The 16059-nt window shown below is 73.7% G+C and carries 14 protein-coding genes and 1 pseudogene; all 15 read right to left on the bottom strand.

Features of this window, described 5'->3' with window-relative positions:
• Nucleotides 1–523: 523 nt before the first annotated feature.
• The 15 genes and pseudogenes from ACIBEC_RS45130 to ACIBEC_RS45060 all read right to left on the bottom strand — a co-directional run bounded on the left by ACIBEC_RS45130 (nt 524) and on the right by ACIBEC_RS45060 (nt 16027).
• Nucleotides 524–1522 (bottom strand): phospholipase, encoded by a 999-nt coding sequence (locus ACIBEC_RS45130; RefSeq protein WP_396290663.1) that lies wholly within the window; start codon nt 1520–1522, stop codon nt 524–526.
• A gap of 109 nt (nt 1523–1631) precedes the next feature.
• Complete coding sequence (locus ACIBEC_RS45125; RefSeq protein ID WP_360509004.1) at nt 1632–2405, bottom strand: zinc ribbon domain-containing protein; 774 nt, start codon at nt 2403–2405, stop codon at nt 1632–1634.
• Nucleotides 2406–2909: 504 nt separating this feature from the next.
• Nucleotides 2910–2975: pseudogene (locus tag ACIBEC_RS45120) on the bottom strand (zinc-ribbon domain-containing protein); the annotation flags it as partial.
• 3 nt (nt 2976–2978) lie between these two features.
• Nucleotides 2979–3542: a phage tail protein gene (locus ACIBEC_RS45115; protein WP_360509005.1), complete on the bottom strand. Its 564-nt coding sequence runs from the start codon at nt 3540–3542 to the stop codon at nt 2979–2981.
• 63 nt (nt 3543–3605) lie between these two features.
• Nucleotides 3606–5567 (bottom strand): putative baseplate assembly protein, encoded by a 1962-nt coding sequence (locus tag ACIBEC_RS45110; protein WP_360509007.1) that lies wholly within the window; start codon nt 5565–5567, stop codon nt 3606–3608.
• On the bottom strand, nt 5567–6064 hold the full coding sequence (locus ACIBEC_RS45105; protein ID WP_360509009.1) for a GPW/gp25 family protein: 498 nt from the start codon (nt 6062–6064) through the stop codon (nt 5567–5569). The genes ACIBEC_RS45110 and ACIBEC_RS45105 overlap by 1 nt, the downstream gene beginning before the upstream one ends.
• Nucleotides 6065–6089: 25 nt before the next feature.
• Nucleotides 6090–6401, bottom strand: a complete 312-nt coding sequence (locus ACIBEC_RS45100; protein ID WP_360509011.1) for a PAAR domain-containing protein — start codon at nt 6399–6401, stop codon at nt 6090–6092.
• 54 nt (nt 6402–6455) lie between these two features.
• A complete protein-coding gene (locus ACIBEC_RS45095; protein WP_360509012.1) occupies nt 6456–8234 on the bottom strand; it encodes a VgrG-related protein in 1779 nt (592 codons plus the stop codon).
• Nucleotides 8231–8953: a LysM peptidoglycan-binding domain-containing protein gene (locus ACIBEC_RS45090; RefSeq protein ID WP_360509014.1), complete on the bottom strand. Its 723-nt coding sequence runs from the start codon at nt 8951–8953 to the stop codon at nt 8231–8233. The genes ACIBEC_RS45095 and ACIBEC_RS45090 overlap by 4 nt, the downstream gene beginning before the upstream one ends.
• Before the next feature lie 85 nt (nt 8954–9038).
• On the bottom strand, nt 9039–9464 hold the full coding sequence (locus ACIBEC_RS45085; protein WP_360509016.1) for a phage tail protein: 426 nt from the start codon (nt 9462–9464) through the stop codon (nt 9039–9041).
• A gap of 161 nt (nt 9465–9625) precedes the next feature.
• Complete coding sequence (locus ACIBEC_RS45080) at nt 9626–9898, bottom strand: hypothetical protein (RefSeq protein WP_360509018.1); 273 nt, start codon at nt 9896–9898, stop codon at nt 9626–9628.
• 3449 nt (nt 9899–13347) lie between these two features.
• A complete protein-coding gene (locus tag ACIBEC_RS45075) occupies nt 13348–13506 on the bottom strand; it encodes a DUF6760 family protein (RefSeq protein WP_360509020.1) in 159 nt (52 codons plus the stop codon).
• Entirely contained in the window at nt 13503–14000 is a 498-nt protein-coding gene (locus tag ACIBEC_RS45070) for a hypothetical protein (RefSeq protein ID WP_360509022.1), read from the bottom strand. The genes ACIBEC_RS45075 and ACIBEC_RS45070 overlap by 4 nt, the downstream gene beginning before the upstream one ends.
• Nucleotides 13997–14437, bottom strand: coding sequence for a phage tail protein (locus ACIBEC_RS45065; protein WP_350524442.1), 441 nt, complete (start codon nt 14435–14437; stop codon nt 13997–13999). The genes ACIBEC_RS45070 and ACIBEC_RS45065 overlap by 4 nt, the downstream gene beginning before the upstream one ends.
• Nucleotides 14438–14476: 39 nt before the next feature.
• A complete protein-coding gene (locus ACIBEC_RS45060) occupies nt 14477–16027 on the bottom strand; it encodes a phage tail sheath family protein (protein WP_360509024.1) in 1551 nt (516 codons plus the stop codon).
• Nucleotides 16028–16059: the final 32 nt, after the last annotated feature.

The following is a 16059-nucleotide window of genomic DNA, read 5'->3' as shown; positions in this document are numbered from 1 at the left end:
GTTGACTTTTGGCACGCTGTTGAGTTCTCAAGGAACGGACGCTTCCTTCGGACCGCCTTCCAGCGGACCCTCCGGGCTTCGTTCTTTCGTGTTTCCAGCTTATCAGATGTTTTCCGCTCCGTTTCCGGGGCTTCGTTCATCCAACTCGCCGGTGTCTTCCGGGGCTTGACGCCCTGTTCGACGTTTCAAACTCTAGCCGACCTCCGCTCCGAAAAGCGAATCCAGCCGCAATCCGATAAAACGAACACGCCCAATAAGAACCGAGTCGCGACAGGACACGACTCAGCCGAACCGGGAACCGTCGTTTCAGGGGATTGGCCGCTCCGGGACCGTCCGCGCAGATGCGTGTCCGGTGCTCCCAGCCAAGCGACTGGGAGACAGTACTCCTACTCCGTGCCCAAGAACAAATGCACCGGCCGAGGCCGCACAGCGGCAGCCTCGGGCCGCACCCGGTCTGCACCGGGTGCGGCCCGAGGCTGTCCCCTACTTGTACCTGTCCCCTACATGTCCGCTATCTGTCCTCTCACTTGAACAGGCGGTCGCCGCTGGTGGCCATGCGGTGGGTGGAGCTGTGGTGGTTCACCCAGTCACGGACGAGGTTGACGGCGTTGGCGCACTGCCAGCTGTCGTCGTACTCGCGCACTCCGGTAAAGGCTCCGTAGCCGGCGATGATGCCGTCGACCCGGGCGTCGCCCAGCAGCTTGTCGACGTACCAGGGGTCGTTGTAGGTGGTCGTCCAGGAGAGCGTGGCCGCGAGCTGTCCCGAGGCGCGGTCCGCTGCTCCCTTCTTCAGTTCCGCGCAGGTGTTGTAGGTGGCCTCGGTGCAGTTGCCGAACCCCTTGGTGATGTCGCTGTCGCCGTAGTCCATCGCCCGGTGGCCGGTCGGGAAGCCGGAGCCGGAGCGCTCGAAGGCGCTTCGGACCGTGTCGCGGCTTCCGGTCGTCGTGATGCCCTCCAGAGGGCCGAGCTTGCCCTCGAGGCTCTTCCAGCCCCGGCCGCCGACGTCCGGCGTGTTCCCGCCGTGGTACTCGTAGAAGCCGTAGAGCACCTGGATCCCGGCGGCCGTCAGCCGCTGGGCCTTGTCCCGCAGCCCGGCGACGCTGCACGTGCGGTTCGGTTCTTCCCCGCAGTAGTTCGGGTCCTTGATGTCCAACCAGACCAGCGACAGTCGGCGCCCCGCGTTGGCGTTGGAGAGGATGCGGTCGATCATGCTGTCGAAGCTGGGGCCGAGGCGGTTCTCACCGGCCGAGGAACAGTCGTGGTAGGCGCGCCATTCGTTCGGGTTCCACCAGGCGCAGACGTCGATCTCGATGCCGTTGGCGCCGTGCTTGAGCGCGGCGTCCACGCCGTCCACGGTGTCGACCCGGTGGGCGATGGCGTAGATCGGGTGACGCTGGTCGGCTGCTGCCGCCGGCGTCGCGCCGACCGCCGTCGCACCGACGATCCCGCACAGCGCCGCCGTGATCGCCGGAACCGTCCGCCGGGCGGCACCGTACCTGGGGTGAGTGGTCAAGGAAGGCACTCCTTCTCGTCGATGTCCTGATGTGGACATGTCGATCCCATCAACTGTACGTTGACGCACGGTAAATGAGCGATAAACGCGGCCATCGCCCAGTTGATCGCCGCCGTGCTCAGGTCCGTTTGAAGAACTCCACCTCCGCCAGAGCGATGGCCCGGCCGGGGCCGGTCCCGGCCGCCTCGCGGACGGTGAGCCTCACCTGGACGACGTCACTGATCCCGGTCGCCACGGTCTGCGGGCCCGGCTGGTCGTTGAGCGTGATCTGCTTCCGGTGCTGCTCTCCGTTCGAGGCCGTCATCTCCAGGGACAGGACGAGCGGACGGGCCTGCTGCCGGAAGCGCTCCGGGTCCGTGGAGTCACCGGTGTGGATGATCAGGTCCACCAGCCGGAACGGGCTCCGGAAGCCGAACGTGATCGAGTCCCCGATCGCGGGTGCGCCCCAGTAGGTGTTGGTGAGACCGTCATCGGCCGAGGACGCGGGACGGCCCTCGACCGCGGCGCTCGCCGAGGTCTCGGAAGGGGTGATCGACGCGGTGCTGCCGAGCTTGTCCAGCACGTCCTGGTAGGCGTTCTTGCCGAGCGGGTACAGCAGGACCCCCGCGACCACCACCGCGACCAGCACGAGCAGGGCAATGGTGCGGCGCAGCGCGTTACCCGAACCACCGATCCGTACCCGGCGCCGGAACGGCCAACGGGTGCGCCACCACGGCAACTTGGGCGCGGCGGCGGTGACGGTCAGCGGAGCCGCGCAGCGGCGGCAGAACTTCCGCTCGGGCAGGTTGGGCGTGCCGCAGCGGGGGCAGGGCGGGCCGTCCTGCGCCTCGTCGGCCGCGGAAGCCCGGACGACAGGGCGGGGTGCGACGGGCTTGGCGGGTTGCACGGCCACCGGGTCGGCCTGCGGTTCGGGAGTCGCGGGCGGCTCGGGAGCCGTCGTCGGGGCCTGCTCGGGAGTCGGGACCGGTGTGGATGTCGGGACCGGTTCCGGAGTCGGCGGCGTAGCCGGCGTCGGCGTGGGAGCCGGAGCGGGTGCCGGACGCGCGCGGGCCGAGGTTGAGCGCGAGGTCTCGGCGGCGGTCGGCGGGGCCGGCGGCTCCTCGAGGGGCGGGAGCGGCGTCTCCGCGTCCCGGACGGGCGGATGCTCCCTCCTGCCGCGCGTCACCCGTCGCGATACGGTCCGCCACGTGGATTCGGTGCGCGCGGGCTCGAGCGCGGCGGGTGCAGCGGGCTCCGCGGGCGCAGTGGGAGCGGCGGGCGCAGTGCGAGCGGTAGGCGCAGCGGGCACAGCAGTCGCGGCAGACGGAGCAGTCGCGGCAGGCTCAGCCTCGGGCCCGGCAGCCGCCCGCGCGGACGCAGCCGGAGCGGCGGTCCCGCGCGACCACCCCAGGTAGGCACCGCAGTTGCCGCAGAAGTCGTCACCCTCCCCGTTGGCCGTTCCACATTCGGGGCACACCGGCATCCGTCAAACCTCCACTCGCCCGGGTGGACCGGGCAGGATCTCCACCCGGCACGTCAGGTGGACCGGGCAGCCCGCCCTGACGACGGACAGCACCTGGTCCTCGTCCAGCGCCGGACCGCGCAGCGGCCAGACCCGGATCAGCACGTCACCGCTCGGCGCGGACGGCGGGGCGGCACCGGAGGCGGTGGACCAGGTGGCGCCGCCGCCGTCCAAGATCTCGGCGCCGGCGTCCAACACCAGCCGCAGCCGCTCGGTGAGTCCCCGTCGGGTGCCGCGCCAGCGGTGCAGCTCGACGGCGCGCTCGACCACCGCGCGGCGCACCTCCGTCGGCCAGGCCGGGTCGACCTCCACCGCGACCCAGGACCCCAGCCAGTCGAGGAAGTCGGCCGGCGCGAGGCGGGGCTGGAAGTAGGCGGGCAGGCTGTCCAGGGTGGCGAAGACCGGGGCGAGGACGGTGTCCAGGCCCGCCGTGAACCGCTGGGCGAAGTCGTCGTCGGCGAAGAGCGCGGGAAGCAGCTCGCCGATCGGGTGCGGGCTGGGCAGTCCCGGGACGGCCGCGCGACTCATGCGCCCACCTCGCTGCGCTCACTCATACGCCCACCCCGATGACGCCAACCCCGCTGCGCTCGCTCATGACTGCCCGTCCTCGGCGACCGAGGTGACCACGATCTGGTGCTGGTGGGAGAAGACCAGGGCGTCCGGCGGGACCTCGACCCGCTCGGCGGGTGCGCCCCGGCGCCCGGTGATCGGGTCCGCCGGGAACAGTCGCAGTTCCTCGACCCCGGCGACGGCGGCCTCCCGCTGGAGCACGGCGAACACCTCCCCGTACTGCACCGCCCGGCCGAACGGCCAGCCCGAGCCGTCGGCGCCGCCGCGCAGCGGGTTGAGGTACCCGTACAGTGCGGCGAGCACCGCCTCCCGGACCCGGTCGGGGTCCGGGGAGCGGGTGGTGAGCCGGGCGACCACCGTCACGCCCTGGTAGGCGGGGGGCTGTACGACGATCCGGGTGCCGATCAGCCGCCGCTCGTCGAGGGCTGTCGCGACGGTGGCCAGCATCTGCTCGTCGGGGATCAGTTGCTCGAACCGCAGCCGCTCGCCGTCGTCGGCGACCGCGTCGGGGACCACCAGCACCCGTACCGCGCCCGCCTCGCCGCCGTCGGCGGGCACGCAGCTGATCCGGGCGGCGGACGGTGCGGCCTGCCCGGCGATCAGCTCGAAGTCCCCGGCAGTGACGGCGCGTTCCTGCAGCCTCAGCTGGTGCGGGGCACGCAGCTTGGCGTTCTCGACGGTCTCGCCGTCGACCCCGCCCCTCGCCGCCTCGCGGTTGTCGACCCGGGCGATGTACGGGACGGAGCTGCGCAGCACCGTGATCGTGCTCCGGGCGACGTTGCCCGCGATCCCGCCGCCGGTGCGGTAGTGCGGGACGCGCAGCCGGGCGCCCTTGGGCGGCACCGCGCCGAAGGCGCGCAGGCTGCCGTCGGGTTCCCGTACCGCGGGCGGGAAGAGGAACTCGCCGGTGGTCGCGTCGAGCACCACGTGCCGGTCGGCGGGCGAGGAGTCGCCGAAGTGCTCGACGACCGCCCACGGCTCCCATCCGTCGCCGGCCGCGACCTCGACCACCGGGGGTTCGCCGTCGAGCAGGACCGGCGGCCTGGCGAGCCGGAAGCGCTGGCCCGCGACCCCCTCGGAGGAGCCGAGCGACGCGTCGGTGACGGTCTGCGCGTGGACGACGGTCGCGGTGCCGCCGACCGTGAACACCTCGGCCCGGCGGATGGTGGGGGACTCGGAGTAGAACGGCTGGCCCGGCTGCGGCTCGGTGACCCGGCAGCGCAGCCAGCCGGCCCGCCGGCCGGCGACCACCGACGCGGCGTGTCCGGCGGGCACGAACACCGCCACCTCGCCGGGCCGGTTCAGGCCTCCGGTGGTGTCGCTGCCGGTCTCGCAGGCGATCCAGCGTGCGCCGTCCCACACCTCCCAGGCCAGCGGCGGCTGGCGCGGGTCGACGCCGACGCCCTCCACCCGGCTGTCCAGCCGGACGACCAGGATGCAGCGCGGCACCACGGCCGGCAGGGCGAAGAGCATGGCGTCCCCGGCCATCGGACGCGGCTGGAAGCACCGGACGTCCGCGCCGTCGGCCAGCCGGGCCGTGCAGTCGGTCTGCTCCCCGGAGGCGTTGACGGTGACCAGCCGGTCCAGCGAGCTGGGGACGATCGGGAGGTCGTCGGCGGTGGAGAAGACCACCGCCTCGTCGGTTTCGGTGCGCAGCGTGGACACTTCGGTGCCCGCCCGCAGCAGGACCGTCTCGGGCTGCGGGGCGGAGAGCCAGAAGTCGACCTCGGCCCGGGCCGCGGCGGGCGGGAAGAGCCGGATGCCCAGCAGGTCGAGGAAGGCGGCGTAGTTCTTCTCCGGTACCCGGTTCAGCCGGTAGAGCAGCTGGTCGACCAGGTAGGCGAAGGTCTCGATGAGGGTGACGCCGGGGTCGGAGACGTTGTGGTCGGTCCATTCCGGCGCGCGCTGCTGGACGTACCGCTTGGCCTCGTCGACGAGCTGCTGGAAGCGGCGGTCGTCCAGGTTCGGGGAGGGCAGGGCCATCAGCTCGCGCCCCCGCCCGCGGTCGCCGGGAACCCGGAGCCCGGGAAACCTGTGGCCGGGAAGCCTGTGGCCGCGGACTCAGCGGCGGAGAACTCCGCGGCCGGGGACTCCGGGATGGTGTAGAAGGGGAAGACCAGGTTGCGGCGGTCGTTGGTGGCGCGCACGGTGTAGTGGACGTCGATGTAGAGGGTGCCCTCGTCGACGCTGTCGAAGGCGATGACCACGTCGTCGACCTCGATCCGCGGCTCCCAGCGTTCCAGGGCGATGCGCACCTCGCGCGCGATCCGCCCGGCGGTGGTGCTGTCGCCCGGGGCGAAGACGTATTCGTGGATGCCGCAGCCGAATTCCGGGCGCATCGGCCGCTCGCCGGGGGCGGTGCCGAGGATGAGCCGGATGGCCTCCGCGAGTTCCCGGTCCCGGTCGACCATGCCGATGCCGCCGGTGGCGTTCACGCGCAGCGGGAAGGCCCAGCCGCGGCCGATGAAGCTCCCGCTCATGCGTGCCTCTCCCTGTTTCGCTCGCTCACGCGACGCCTCCGATCAGCACGTTGAACGCGCCGGTGGTGATGGTGGCGCCGCAGGTCGTCTTGTCCCCCAGGCGGGCGGCGGGGAGGCCGCCGATCAGGACCACGCCCCCGGTCACCGTGCCGAGTTCGGGCTCGACGAGGTTGGCGGGGCCCATCTCCACGTGCGGGACGCAGGCGTGGATGCTGCCGACCACCGCGGCGGGCCGGCCGCCGATCAGCACGGTCGCCACCCTGAGGGCGCCTGGCGGCGGGGTGGTGAGGGCGCCGCCGTGATCGGTCATGTCGCCGGTCCGGGCTGCGGGGGGCATGTACGGTCTCCAATGCTCTCATGCTCTGCTCTGATGGTGCTTTCCGACTGACCGTCAGTTGATACGCACGAATGCCCCCTTGAGGACCGCCTCGGCCCCGCCGTCCACCGTGACCGCCGTCGTTCCCCGGACGGTCACCGATCCGCCGCGCACGTCCACCGTTCCGGTGCCCGCGTCCAGGGTGATGCCGGAGGAGGAGAGCCGCACCGTGCTGCCGGCCGCGCCGCCGAGGCCGTGGACGGTCAGGACGATCTCCCCGTTCTGCTGGTCGAGTTTGACCTCCAGCTTCTTGTCCCCGCTCGCCAGGCGGACCCCTGAGGCGCCGCCCGGCACGTCCAGCAGTTCCAGGCGGTGGCCCGAACGGGACACCACGGAGCGGCGGTTGACCTTGCCGGAGGCCGCGTCGACCAGTGGCACGTCGTGCGACGAGGGCCGGTCCACGCCGTTGTAGAGCCCGCCCAGCACGTAGGGGCTGTCCAGGTCGCCCTGCTCGAATCCGACCAGCACCTCGTCGTTGACCTCGGGACTGACCACGCCGCCGCCCCCGTGGCCGCCCCACTGCACGGTGCGCACCCAGTCGGAGACGTAGGTGTCGTCCAGCCACGGGAACTTGAGCTTCACCCAGCCGCGCTGCCCGTCGCCCGGCTCCCGGACGTCGGTGACCACGGCGACGGCCAGGCCCGGCATCCGCGGCCCGCGCGGCGGCGCGTTGCCGCCGGTGACCAGCCCGGCCAGGGAGCGGTCGGGCGACGCGCTGACCACCACGGTGGTCCGGTAGCCGCGGAACGGTTCGAGGAGGTGGCGCGCCCCGGTGACGGTGTAGCGGCCGGAGAAGGCGGCGCCGACGTTCCCCAGGGCGACGGCGGTGCCCGCCCGCAGCCGCGGGTTGCCCTCGGCGACCACCTCCAGCTCGCCGAAGCCGGCGGCCACCGAGGCGGCCAGCGACCGGGCCGCGGCGGTGGTCTCCGCCTGCGTGCGGTACGGGGTGTCGGCGACGGTCAGCCGGGCGGGTCCGGGGAAGGCGGAGGTCACCGTCGAGGGGCTCATCCCCGGCATCACCGTTCGGGAGGTCACCGACGGCTCGGTGGCGACCAGGGCGCTCTTGGTGGTGACGTTCCAGCCGCGCGCCTCGACCGTGTCCGCGCCGGCCGCGCCGGTCAGCACACCGCGCAGCTCCAGCAGGTTGCGGCCGTACTCCAGGACCAGCGGGCTCTGCGGCGCGGGGGTGGAGGGGGCCGGCGCCCCGAACGCGGGCTCGGGCCGGACGAACTCCAGCTTCCCGTCGTCGTCGACGCGCACGTTGGCGCCGCTCTCCTGCGCCAGGAACTGGAGGAACTCCCAGTCCGGGACGTTCGCCTGGGAGAGCTGCTGGTGGACGACCGGGAAGGAGTCGATCCGACCGCAGGCCAGACCCGCGCCCGCGGCGACCTCGCGGACGATGTCGGCCGTCGTCATGTTCCGGAAGGCCTTCACCCGGCGCCCGCGCATGAGGCGGTGGGTGACCGCCGACGCGCGCACCACGGTGTACGAGCCCGTGGTGTCCACCTCCAGCTCCAGCGCGGTCACCTCGCCGGTGAACAGCCGCGCCCGGGTGTGCCCCTGCACGGTGACCACGGACACCCGCAGCTTGGTACCGATGGTGATCCCCGTCGCGGCGAGGAAGGTGTGGTTCGCGTCCCGGAAGGCCAGCACCGCGGTGTCGGGCAGGCCGACGCTCTCCTCGATGTCGCAGGAGACCAGCTGGGTCGCCCAGATCGGCGGCAGCGGGCCCGGCGCCTCGACGACCGGATCCGCGGCGAACGACCGGCCGCCCCGGGCCTCGGGAGTGGTCATGGCCGCCCCACCCGGGTGAGCTCGTCGATCCCCGGCACGATCAGCTCCGCGCCGGGGACCAGGGCCAGCGGATCGTCGATGTCGTTGGCCTCCGCGATGGTGCGCCACGCCGTCGCGTCCCCGTACGCACGCCAGGCGAGCAGCGGCAGGCTGTCGCCCGCGATCACCCGGTGGGTGCTGCGGGCCTCCGGCGAGCCGGAGGTCGGGTTCTGGCCCGCCGGGTCGACGCTCGCCTCGTCGATGGTGAGCGAGCAGACCGCCCGCAGCGGATTGCCGTTCACGTCGAACAGCGTGTAGGTGACGGAGAGGCCGGTCAGCACCCCGTTGAACGACGTCGTCTTCAGGGTGCCCCAGTCCAGCCGGATCCACGGACTGGCCGGCGTCTTGCGCGCCAGGCTGGTCGGCGTGGGCACGCACGCCGTCATCAGCTTCTCCACCGCCCGCTCCACCGAGTTGTCGTGGGTCGCGGTCGAGTCCAGGAACACGTCGAGGGAGAGCGAGCGCGGACCGCTGCCGACGAACTCGGGCAACGCCGACTCGCCCGCCATCCGGGACGGCGTCCGCCGCCACTCGGTGGTCTTGCGCAGCACCAGGGTCGCCGGGTTGAACTGGAGCTGGAGTTGCGCGAGCGCGCCGCCGGGCTGCGCGCCGACCGTCGACGGCGGCTCCATGATGGTCAGTTGGGCCCGGGTGACGCTCGCGGGGACCGCCGAGGACATCCTGGGTGCTCCTTACGTGGCTGGGACGGCTGGTGGGACGGCCGGGGGACGACTGGTGGGACGGCCGGGGGGACTGCCTGGGACGTCAGGACGGGCGCAGGCCCGCGTGGGCGATCTCCAGGGTCTCCATCGCGGCCTGGGAGCTGGAGGGGTCGAAGGACGGCCCCTCCCACCGCACCGGGACGATCCCGAGCACCTGCCAGCCGACGATCCGGCTCAAGTCGGGCCGCAGCGCCACGATCTCGCCGTCCTTCGGCTCGACCTTCCGGACGATCTCGTTCAGCCAGCGCGCGATCTTGACGGTGTCCGCGGTGACCGCGCGGGTCAGCGTGATGTTCGACCAGGTGATGCGGCCCGGCAGCTGCCAGGCGAAGCCATTGTTGCCGCCCTCCGCGTACTGCTCGATCTCGACCTGGGCGCCGAGCCCCGAGCAGGTGGTGAACTCGCCCAGGTCGTTGCCGCCGATGGTCAGGCTGAAGAACACACTGGTCGCGAAGATGTTGTCGGTCATCGGTTCCGCATCCTGATTCCTGTGTACTGCTTCCGGTCACGTTGCTGCGGTCGCCAACCGGCCGCCTGTCCTGCCCTGCTACGCCCTGTCCTGCCCTGCTACGCCCTGTCCTGCTGCGCCCTGCCTGCTGCGCCCTTTCGCTGCGCTCTGCTCGGTTGCGCTCAGCGGCGCCCGTCGTACGGCCGCCCGCTGCGCTCCCTCCCCCTGCGCAGCTCGGTGCGCAGCAGCCGCCCGACCGGTTCGACCAGGCGCCGGGCCAGCTCGTCGAGGTCGGCGGGCCCCTGGCCCCCCGTCTCGGCCGGTGATCCGCCGGCGGGCGGCGAGGAACCCGTCCGGGAGGGCGAGTTGATCGGCGGGGCGGCCTGCACCGTGGTCGGCGTACGGGCCGGCACGGCGGTCAACGGCACCCCGACCAGGCCCGCCTGCTCGGCCACCCGCTGCAACACCCGCGCCGTGCCCGCCGATGGCGGCTTGGGCGCCGGTGACGCAGGCCCGGTCGTCGCGGAGAGGGCGGACGGTACGACAGGAGCGCTCGTGGCGCGCAACGCGACGGGCGAGGTTGCCACGGGAAGCTGCGGGTCCGCCGGCCGACCCGGGCCCGGCGGCGCGGAGGCTTGCGGAAGCCGGCCGGCGGCCGGAAGGCGCTGGACCGACGGGGCCGTCAGCGTCGCGAGCCGGACCACCGGGGGACGCGGACCCGTCGGCACGGCAGCGGACGGCGAAGCGGAGCCGCCGGGCCCCGGACGCCCTGCGGACGCCGGTGCGACGACACGCTGTATGGCCGGGCCACCCGCATTGGTGGCGCCACCCTGCGGCCGTCCGAGCGCCGGGGGCACCGGGCCGCCCGCGGTCGGAACCGCCGCACGGGCCCGGCCGGGCAGGGCGCGCGGTGGGTCCGTGGGCCCGGTCGGGGCGGCCTGGCCAGCGGTGCCGGGTGGGCCGGATGGCGCCGAACTGCCTCGCGCCGACGGGTGATCGCCCGCCCCCCGGCCGTCCACCCGGGCGGAGGGACGCCGCGCACGCGAACGCTGCAGCGCAGCCGCGACCCCGCGCACCGCACCGGACGAGCTGCCCGGCACCGAACTCCCCTGCGCCGACGGGTCATCGGGCGCCGACCGGGCGTCTCGCCGGGCCGATGGACGCCGAGAAAAAAGCGAACGCTGCACCGCAGCCGCAACCCCACGTACCGCGCCCACGCCGGATGGCCGGCCCGGCGCCGTGGCTGCCGGACCAGAACCCGGCAGCGCCGAACTCCCTTGCGTTGAAGGGTGATCGGCCGCCCCCCGGCTGCCGCCTCGCTCCGACGAACGCTGCACCGCAGCCGCGCCGGATGACTGGCGGCCCTGCACGACTGCGGGCCCCGAAGCGCCGGTTCCCAACGACCTTCCCTGCGAAGCCGGTTGCCCGACGGCGGTACGGCCGTCCCCCGCGCCGGGCGTACGCCGCGAACGCGAACGCTGCGGAGCAGCCGCAGGCCCGCGCCCCCGGCCGCCCGTCGCCGCCGGCTCGGCAGCCGATTCGCCGTCCGTGCGCGGCTGGAGCGCCCTGGGCCAGACGGCCGGCACCACGGGTGGGGCCGGCGCCGCCGTGCCTGCGCCGGGCCGAGCGCCCGTCCCGGTCGCGGGCGGCGTCGGCAGGGCGGCGAGGGCGAACCTCATCGGGCGCTCGCCGATCAGCCCACGCCTCGGGCCGGTGCGTGCCACGGCGCGCTGCACGCCCCAGCCTCCGGTCACCGGCCGCGCGGGAACCGCCGGGCCGACACCGACACCGACACCGTTTCCGAGCGGAGCGCCACCGTGGCTCGGGTCCCCGGCCGGGCGGGCCCGGGTCGCGGGGGCGACCGGCTGCGGCGCGGTGCCCGACCGGTGCTCCCGACTCGTCTGCGCACCGGAACCACCGTCGGCCGGGCCGCTCCGGCCCGCCGACCGTCCGTCATCGCCGTTCTGGGACCGGGCTGCCGACTCCGCCGGGCCGTCACCGGAACGCCGAACGGCGCGCTGCACGCGCGGCGCCTCGCCGACCACGGGCGCGGCTGCAGCGGTGGGCACGTCCGGTCCACCATTCTGAGGTCGAGCTGTCGACTCCGCCGAACCGTCGCCGAAGCGCCGGACGGTGGGTGGCACACCCTGCCTTCCGCCGACCGGGCCCCGGCCTGGGACCAGTCCGTCGTTGCCGCCCTGAGGTCCGGCCGGCGACCCCGCCGGGCCGTCACCGGAACGCCGAACGGCGCGCTGCACCCGCGGCCCCTCGCCGACCAGCGGCGCCGTGGCGGCGGGCGTGCCCTGCTCCGCCGCGCTCCCGGTGCTGCCGCCTGTGGCAGCACCCGTCGTCGGGGTCGTGATCCGTCGGACCGGTGCTCGCCCACCGAGCAGCGGGGCGGTGCGGCCCGGCGCTGTGGCCGTCGGCGGCAGCGCGTCGAGGGGCGCACCGAGGCCCCCTCGGGTACGGGCGGCGGGCGACGGGTCGGGGCGTACCTGTCCGGCACGTTCGGGAGTCGGCGCCGGCGGATGGGATGACGGTGCGGACGGCGGTGTGGACGGTGGTGTGGACAGCGATGGCTGCGAGGAGGCACCGGCCCCGGACGGCGTGCGCTGGACGGGTCCGGCGCCGACGGACCCACGCGCGGGGCGGGACGGCGCCGCGCCGCCCGGCTCGACAGCCGTACGGGCACGCCGGTCCTGGGTGGCGTCGAGTCCACCCGACTCGGTGCCGGTGGACTTCGCGTCGGCGGGGACGACCGGCATGGCCGGCGGGCCCGAGGCTGCGTCGGGGAGCTGCGGGCCGGTGGCGGCCCGGGCCACGGGTGAGGCGCTCGCGGGAAGGGAGGTCATCGGCGCACCGAGGACCGGGCGGGCGGGCGCAGCGGTGCCCGGCAGGGCAGCACGCTGGACGGTTCCTTCGGCCGGCCCGCTTCGCGCGGTCCCGGCGGTGACGCCCGGGCCGACCGCCGTCCGCGCGGCGGCCTCGCCGGTCGCGGGCGAGCCCGTGCCGCCGGCCGGATCCGGGCTGCGGCTCGGCAACCCGGAGACGGCACCCGAAGTCCCACCTGCCGCTGGGACCGCCGTCACCGGGACCGCTGTCCCGGGGACCGCCGTCACCGGGCGCGCGGGCAGCGACCGGGGGCGCCGCGCCACGATCAGCGCTTCGCCGACGGGGCGGGGCCGCACCGGGCGGGCCGGACCCACGGCTTCGCTCCGGCGCGCCGACGCGGCAACCGCACCAGGCATTCCCGCACCGGGCGTGAGCTCACCAACCGTCGGCACACCACCGTTACCGCCGCCGCCACCGCCCTCCGAAGCCGCCGGCCGGTCGGCCCGAGCCGAGCGCGCCGTTCGCGGCGCCGACCGCACGGGAAGCCGCCGTACCGCGCCGGACCGCTGAACCGGCCGCGCCTTCCTCGACGCCCCCGAGTCCGCCGCCGGCTCCGCTTCGTCCGCCCGTGGCTCTCCCGCCCCGAACGTACCCGTGGCGACCGGCATGGCGAGCTGGTCCCCGCCCGCGACGGATCCGGCCGGCGCGACCGGCCGCGCCATCGCCCGCAGGATCCCCGCCGGGGCGGACGGCAGGACCGCATGGCCGAGCGGGCCGCTCAGCGAGGGGTCCTGCCACGCGGCGAGCCGGGACCTGAACGTCAGGCCGTCGCTGACCCCACGCGCCGCCCCGGACAGGGTCGGGGCGAGCGGCCGTACCGCGCGCCATCCTCCGTCCCCTGCGGCCGGGCCACGCCGACCGGCACCGCCGGCACCGGAAACCCCGGCCGGCGCCCCGGCACCGTCGCCGGAGCCACCATCGACAACGCCGGCACCGCCGAGACCGCCGACATCACCGTCCGCCGCCTCACCCGCCTTCCGGCGGCTGATCCAGTCCCGAAGCCCCACCCGGCTCACCCGCCTTCGCTGACACGGGTGTTGATCCGCGCGATCTCGCGCACCCACTGCCCGCGTTCGCGGTGGGTCAGGTCGAGGATGTCCTCCCGCTGCCAGTGGAAGTGATAGGCGATGTACGCGATCTCCTCGTACAGCCGAGCAGGCGCGTACGTCACGATTCCCCCAGGCGCCCACCGGCGAGGTCGACCTCGAAGGCGCCGTCGCAGTGCGGGCAGGTCACCGCGGCGCGCGTGTGGCCTTCGCTGTTGATCCGCTGGTAGAGGTCCTGGAGGAAGGCGACGTCGGTGGCGTACATCCGCTCGACGATGCCGGTGTGCACGTCGGTGAGGTCGCCCAGCCTGGTGATGACGTGGCTGAGCAGCACCACGCTCAGGTAGGCCGGGTTCTCCTTGACCCGCAGGTCGATCTGCGGCATCAGTTCGTCGCGGGCGGTGGCCAGGCGCATGGTGCCGTGCCGGTGCACGCCGCCCTCGTCGTCGACGTAGCCGAGCGGCAGCTCGAACTCGAACTCGGTGTGCGGCGCGCGCCGTTGGGGCCCGGACGGCCCAGGATACCCGGACGGCCCGGCGGGCTGCTGTGCCGGCGGCGCGGTGCTCTGCGCGGCCGGGGCCCGTTCGAGGAGTTCCTCCAGGCCGATCTTCCGCCTCACTCTACGCTGATCTCCTCGAACACGATGGTCACGGTCTCCGACGCGGCACTGGACTCGCCGGCGGTGAGCGTGGGGCCCTCCCAGCGGCTCGCCCAGGCGTTGGTCAGCTGGATGCGCCGCAGGGTGGCGCCGGTGGTGTCCTTGACCTCGATGGTGAGGTTCTGCCGCGCGGTGTTGATCGCCCCGTTGTTGAGCGTCTCCTTGATCCAGTTGGAGAACGCGCTGCTCTTGTCGAGGCCGCGGGTGATCGTCACCTCGCCCGGCATCCGGGCGCCCGGCTGCTTGCGGACGATCAGTTTGCCTTCTTGGGTCACCTGCTTGTACTCGACGACCTCCTGGTCGACCGTCAGGTTGCTGATCTCCTTGACGGACTCGACGTTGTAGCCGCCGAGTTGGACGCCGAAGATGTGTGTGGAGAGCGGATCGCCTTCAGCCATGACGTGCTGTTACCTTCCGATGGATGCCGACCGTGCCGGTCACTCGTTGACGAGGCTCGTGCTGTCGGAGAACTGGGACAGCCGGAACACCACGAACTCCGCCGGCTTCACCGGAGAGACGCCGATCTCGCAGATCACCTGGCCGAGGTCGATGGACTCCGGCGGGTTGTTGTCGCGGTCGCACTTGACGTAGAAGGCCTCGGCCGCGGTCTGGCCGAACAGCGCCCCGCGCCGCCACTCCTCGGTGAGGAACGCGGTGATGTTCCGGCGGATGCTGGACCACAGCCGGTCGTCGTTGGGTTCGAAGACCACCCACTGGGTCCCCAGGAGGATGGACTCCTCCAGGTAGTTGAAGAGCCGGCGCACGTTGAGGTAGCGCCAGGCCGGGTCGGAGGAGAGGGTGCGGGCGCCCCAGATCCGGATGCCGCGCCCGGGGAAGGCCCGCACGCAGTTGACGCCGATCGGGTTGAGCAGGTCCTGCTCGCCCTTGCTGAGACGGATCTCCAGGTCGACCGCGCCGCGGATGACCTCGTTGGCGGGCGCCTTGTGCACGCCGCGCTCGGCATCGCTGCGCGCCCACACGCCAGCGGCGTGCCCGCTCGGCGGGACCATGACGTTGCGGCCCGTGGCCGGGTCGAAGACCTTGATCCACGGGTAGTACAGGGCGGCGTAGCGGGAGTCGAAGCCCGCCTCGTCGTTGCGCCAGCTGCGCATCTGCTGGGCGTTGAGGCCGGGCGGCGGGTCCAGGACGGCGATCCGGTCGCCCATCTGCTCGCAGTGCGACATGACGGCCAGCTGGACGGTGCGCAGGCCTTCGGCGTCGATGTCGCCGCGCTGGAAGGCGCTCATCAGGTCGGGCACCGCGACCATGGTGATCTCGTCGATCGCCTCCAGGCCGGAGAAACCGGTCCGGGCGGCGGAGTCGCCGACGTACTCGGCGGGGTCGAGCCGGGCGGCGGCGGCCGCGACCGGCCCGGTGGCGGGTGCGGGGGCGGCGGCCAGGGCGTGGGTCCGGCGCTCGGGGCGGCTCGGCGCGGTGCCGGCCTGCTCGGTGACGGCGACCAGCTTCGACTCGCGCAGCTGGGTGACGACGTAGCCCTTGGTGCTCTTGCGGGTCGAGACGTCGTAGGTCTCCACGACCTCGGCGCCCCGGCGGACCAGCAGGCGGAAGCGGTCCTCGGGGACGTTCTCGCCCTCCGCGTCGGCGATCTCGACGGACACCTCGCCGCCGGCGCCGGGCAGGGCCGAGAACAGGAAGCCGGAGACCGCGACGGGCGCGGGCGCTCCGACGGCCGGGGCGGGGGCGCCGGCGGCGGCCTGCCGAGCCGGGTCGCCGACCCGCACCACGTAGGCGGAACCGCCGCCGTTGGCGAAGAAGCCGTAGACCGAGTGGGCCAGGTAGGTGCCCTCGGTGAACCCGCCGAACCGCTGTACGTACTGGTCCCAGTTGGTCACCAGCGTGGGTTCGTGGAAGGGCCCGGTCTCGGCGAAGCCGACGAACGCGGCGACGGCCGTGCCGACGCCCTCGATCGGCCGGGCACCGGACTGGACCTCCTCCACGTACACGCCCGGGGTCAGGTACGACGGCATTCGCGCTCCTTCGGGTGGCCGGTCATTCGTCC

The sequence above is a fragment of the Kitasatospora sp. NPDC051164 genome (assembly GCF_044455625.1).
Lineage (GTDB): Bacteria > Actinomycetota > Actinomycetes > Streptomycetales > Streptomycetaceae > Kitasatospora.
Note: the sequence above shows the minus strand (reverse complement) of the source record. Positions and strands in the feature narration are given on the sequence as shown.

What these genes read in the sequence shown, in the direction of transcription:
- ACIBEC_RS45115 (WP_360509005.1), bottom strand. Translation starts at nt 3,542, where the DNA reads ATGAGTCGCGCGGCCGTCCCGGGACTGCCCAGCCCGCACCCGATCGGC.
- ACIBEC_RS45110 (WP_360509007.1), bottom strand. Translation starts at nt 5,567, where the DNA reads ATGGCCCTGCCCTCCCCGAACCTGGACGACCGCCGCTTCCAGCAGCTC.
- ACIBEC_RS45105 (WP_360509009.1), bottom strand. Translation starts at nt 6,064, where the DNA reads ATGAGCGGGAGCTTCATCGGCCGCGGCTGGGCCTTCCCGCTGCGCGTG.
- ACIBEC_RS45100 (WP_360509011.1), bottom strand. Translation starts at nt 6,401, where the DNA reads ATGCCCCCCGCAGCCCGGACCGGCGACATGACCGATCACGGCGGCGCC.
- ACIBEC_RS45095 (WP_360509012.1), bottom strand. Translation starts at nt 8,234, where the DNA reads ATGACCACTCCCGAGGCCCGGGGCGGCCGGTCGTTCGCCGCGGATCCG.
- ACIBEC_RS45090 (WP_360509014.1), bottom strand. Translation starts at nt 8,953, where the DNA reads ATGTCCTCGGCGGTCCCCGCGAGCGTCACCCGGGCCCAACTGACCATC.
- ACIBEC_RS45085 (WP_360509016.1), bottom strand. Translation starts at nt 9,464, where the DNA reads ATGACCGACAACATCTTCGCGACCAGTGTGTTCTTCAGCCTGACCATC.
- ACIBEC_RS45065 (WP_350524442.1), bottom strand. Translation starts at nt 14,437, where the DNA reads ATGGCTGAAGGCGATCCGCTCTCCACACACATCTTCGGCGTCCAACTC.
- ACIBEC_RS45060 (WP_360509024.1), bottom strand. Translation starts at nt 16,027, where the DNA reads ATGCCGTCGTACCTGACCCCGGGCGTGTACGTGGAGGAGGTCCAGTCC.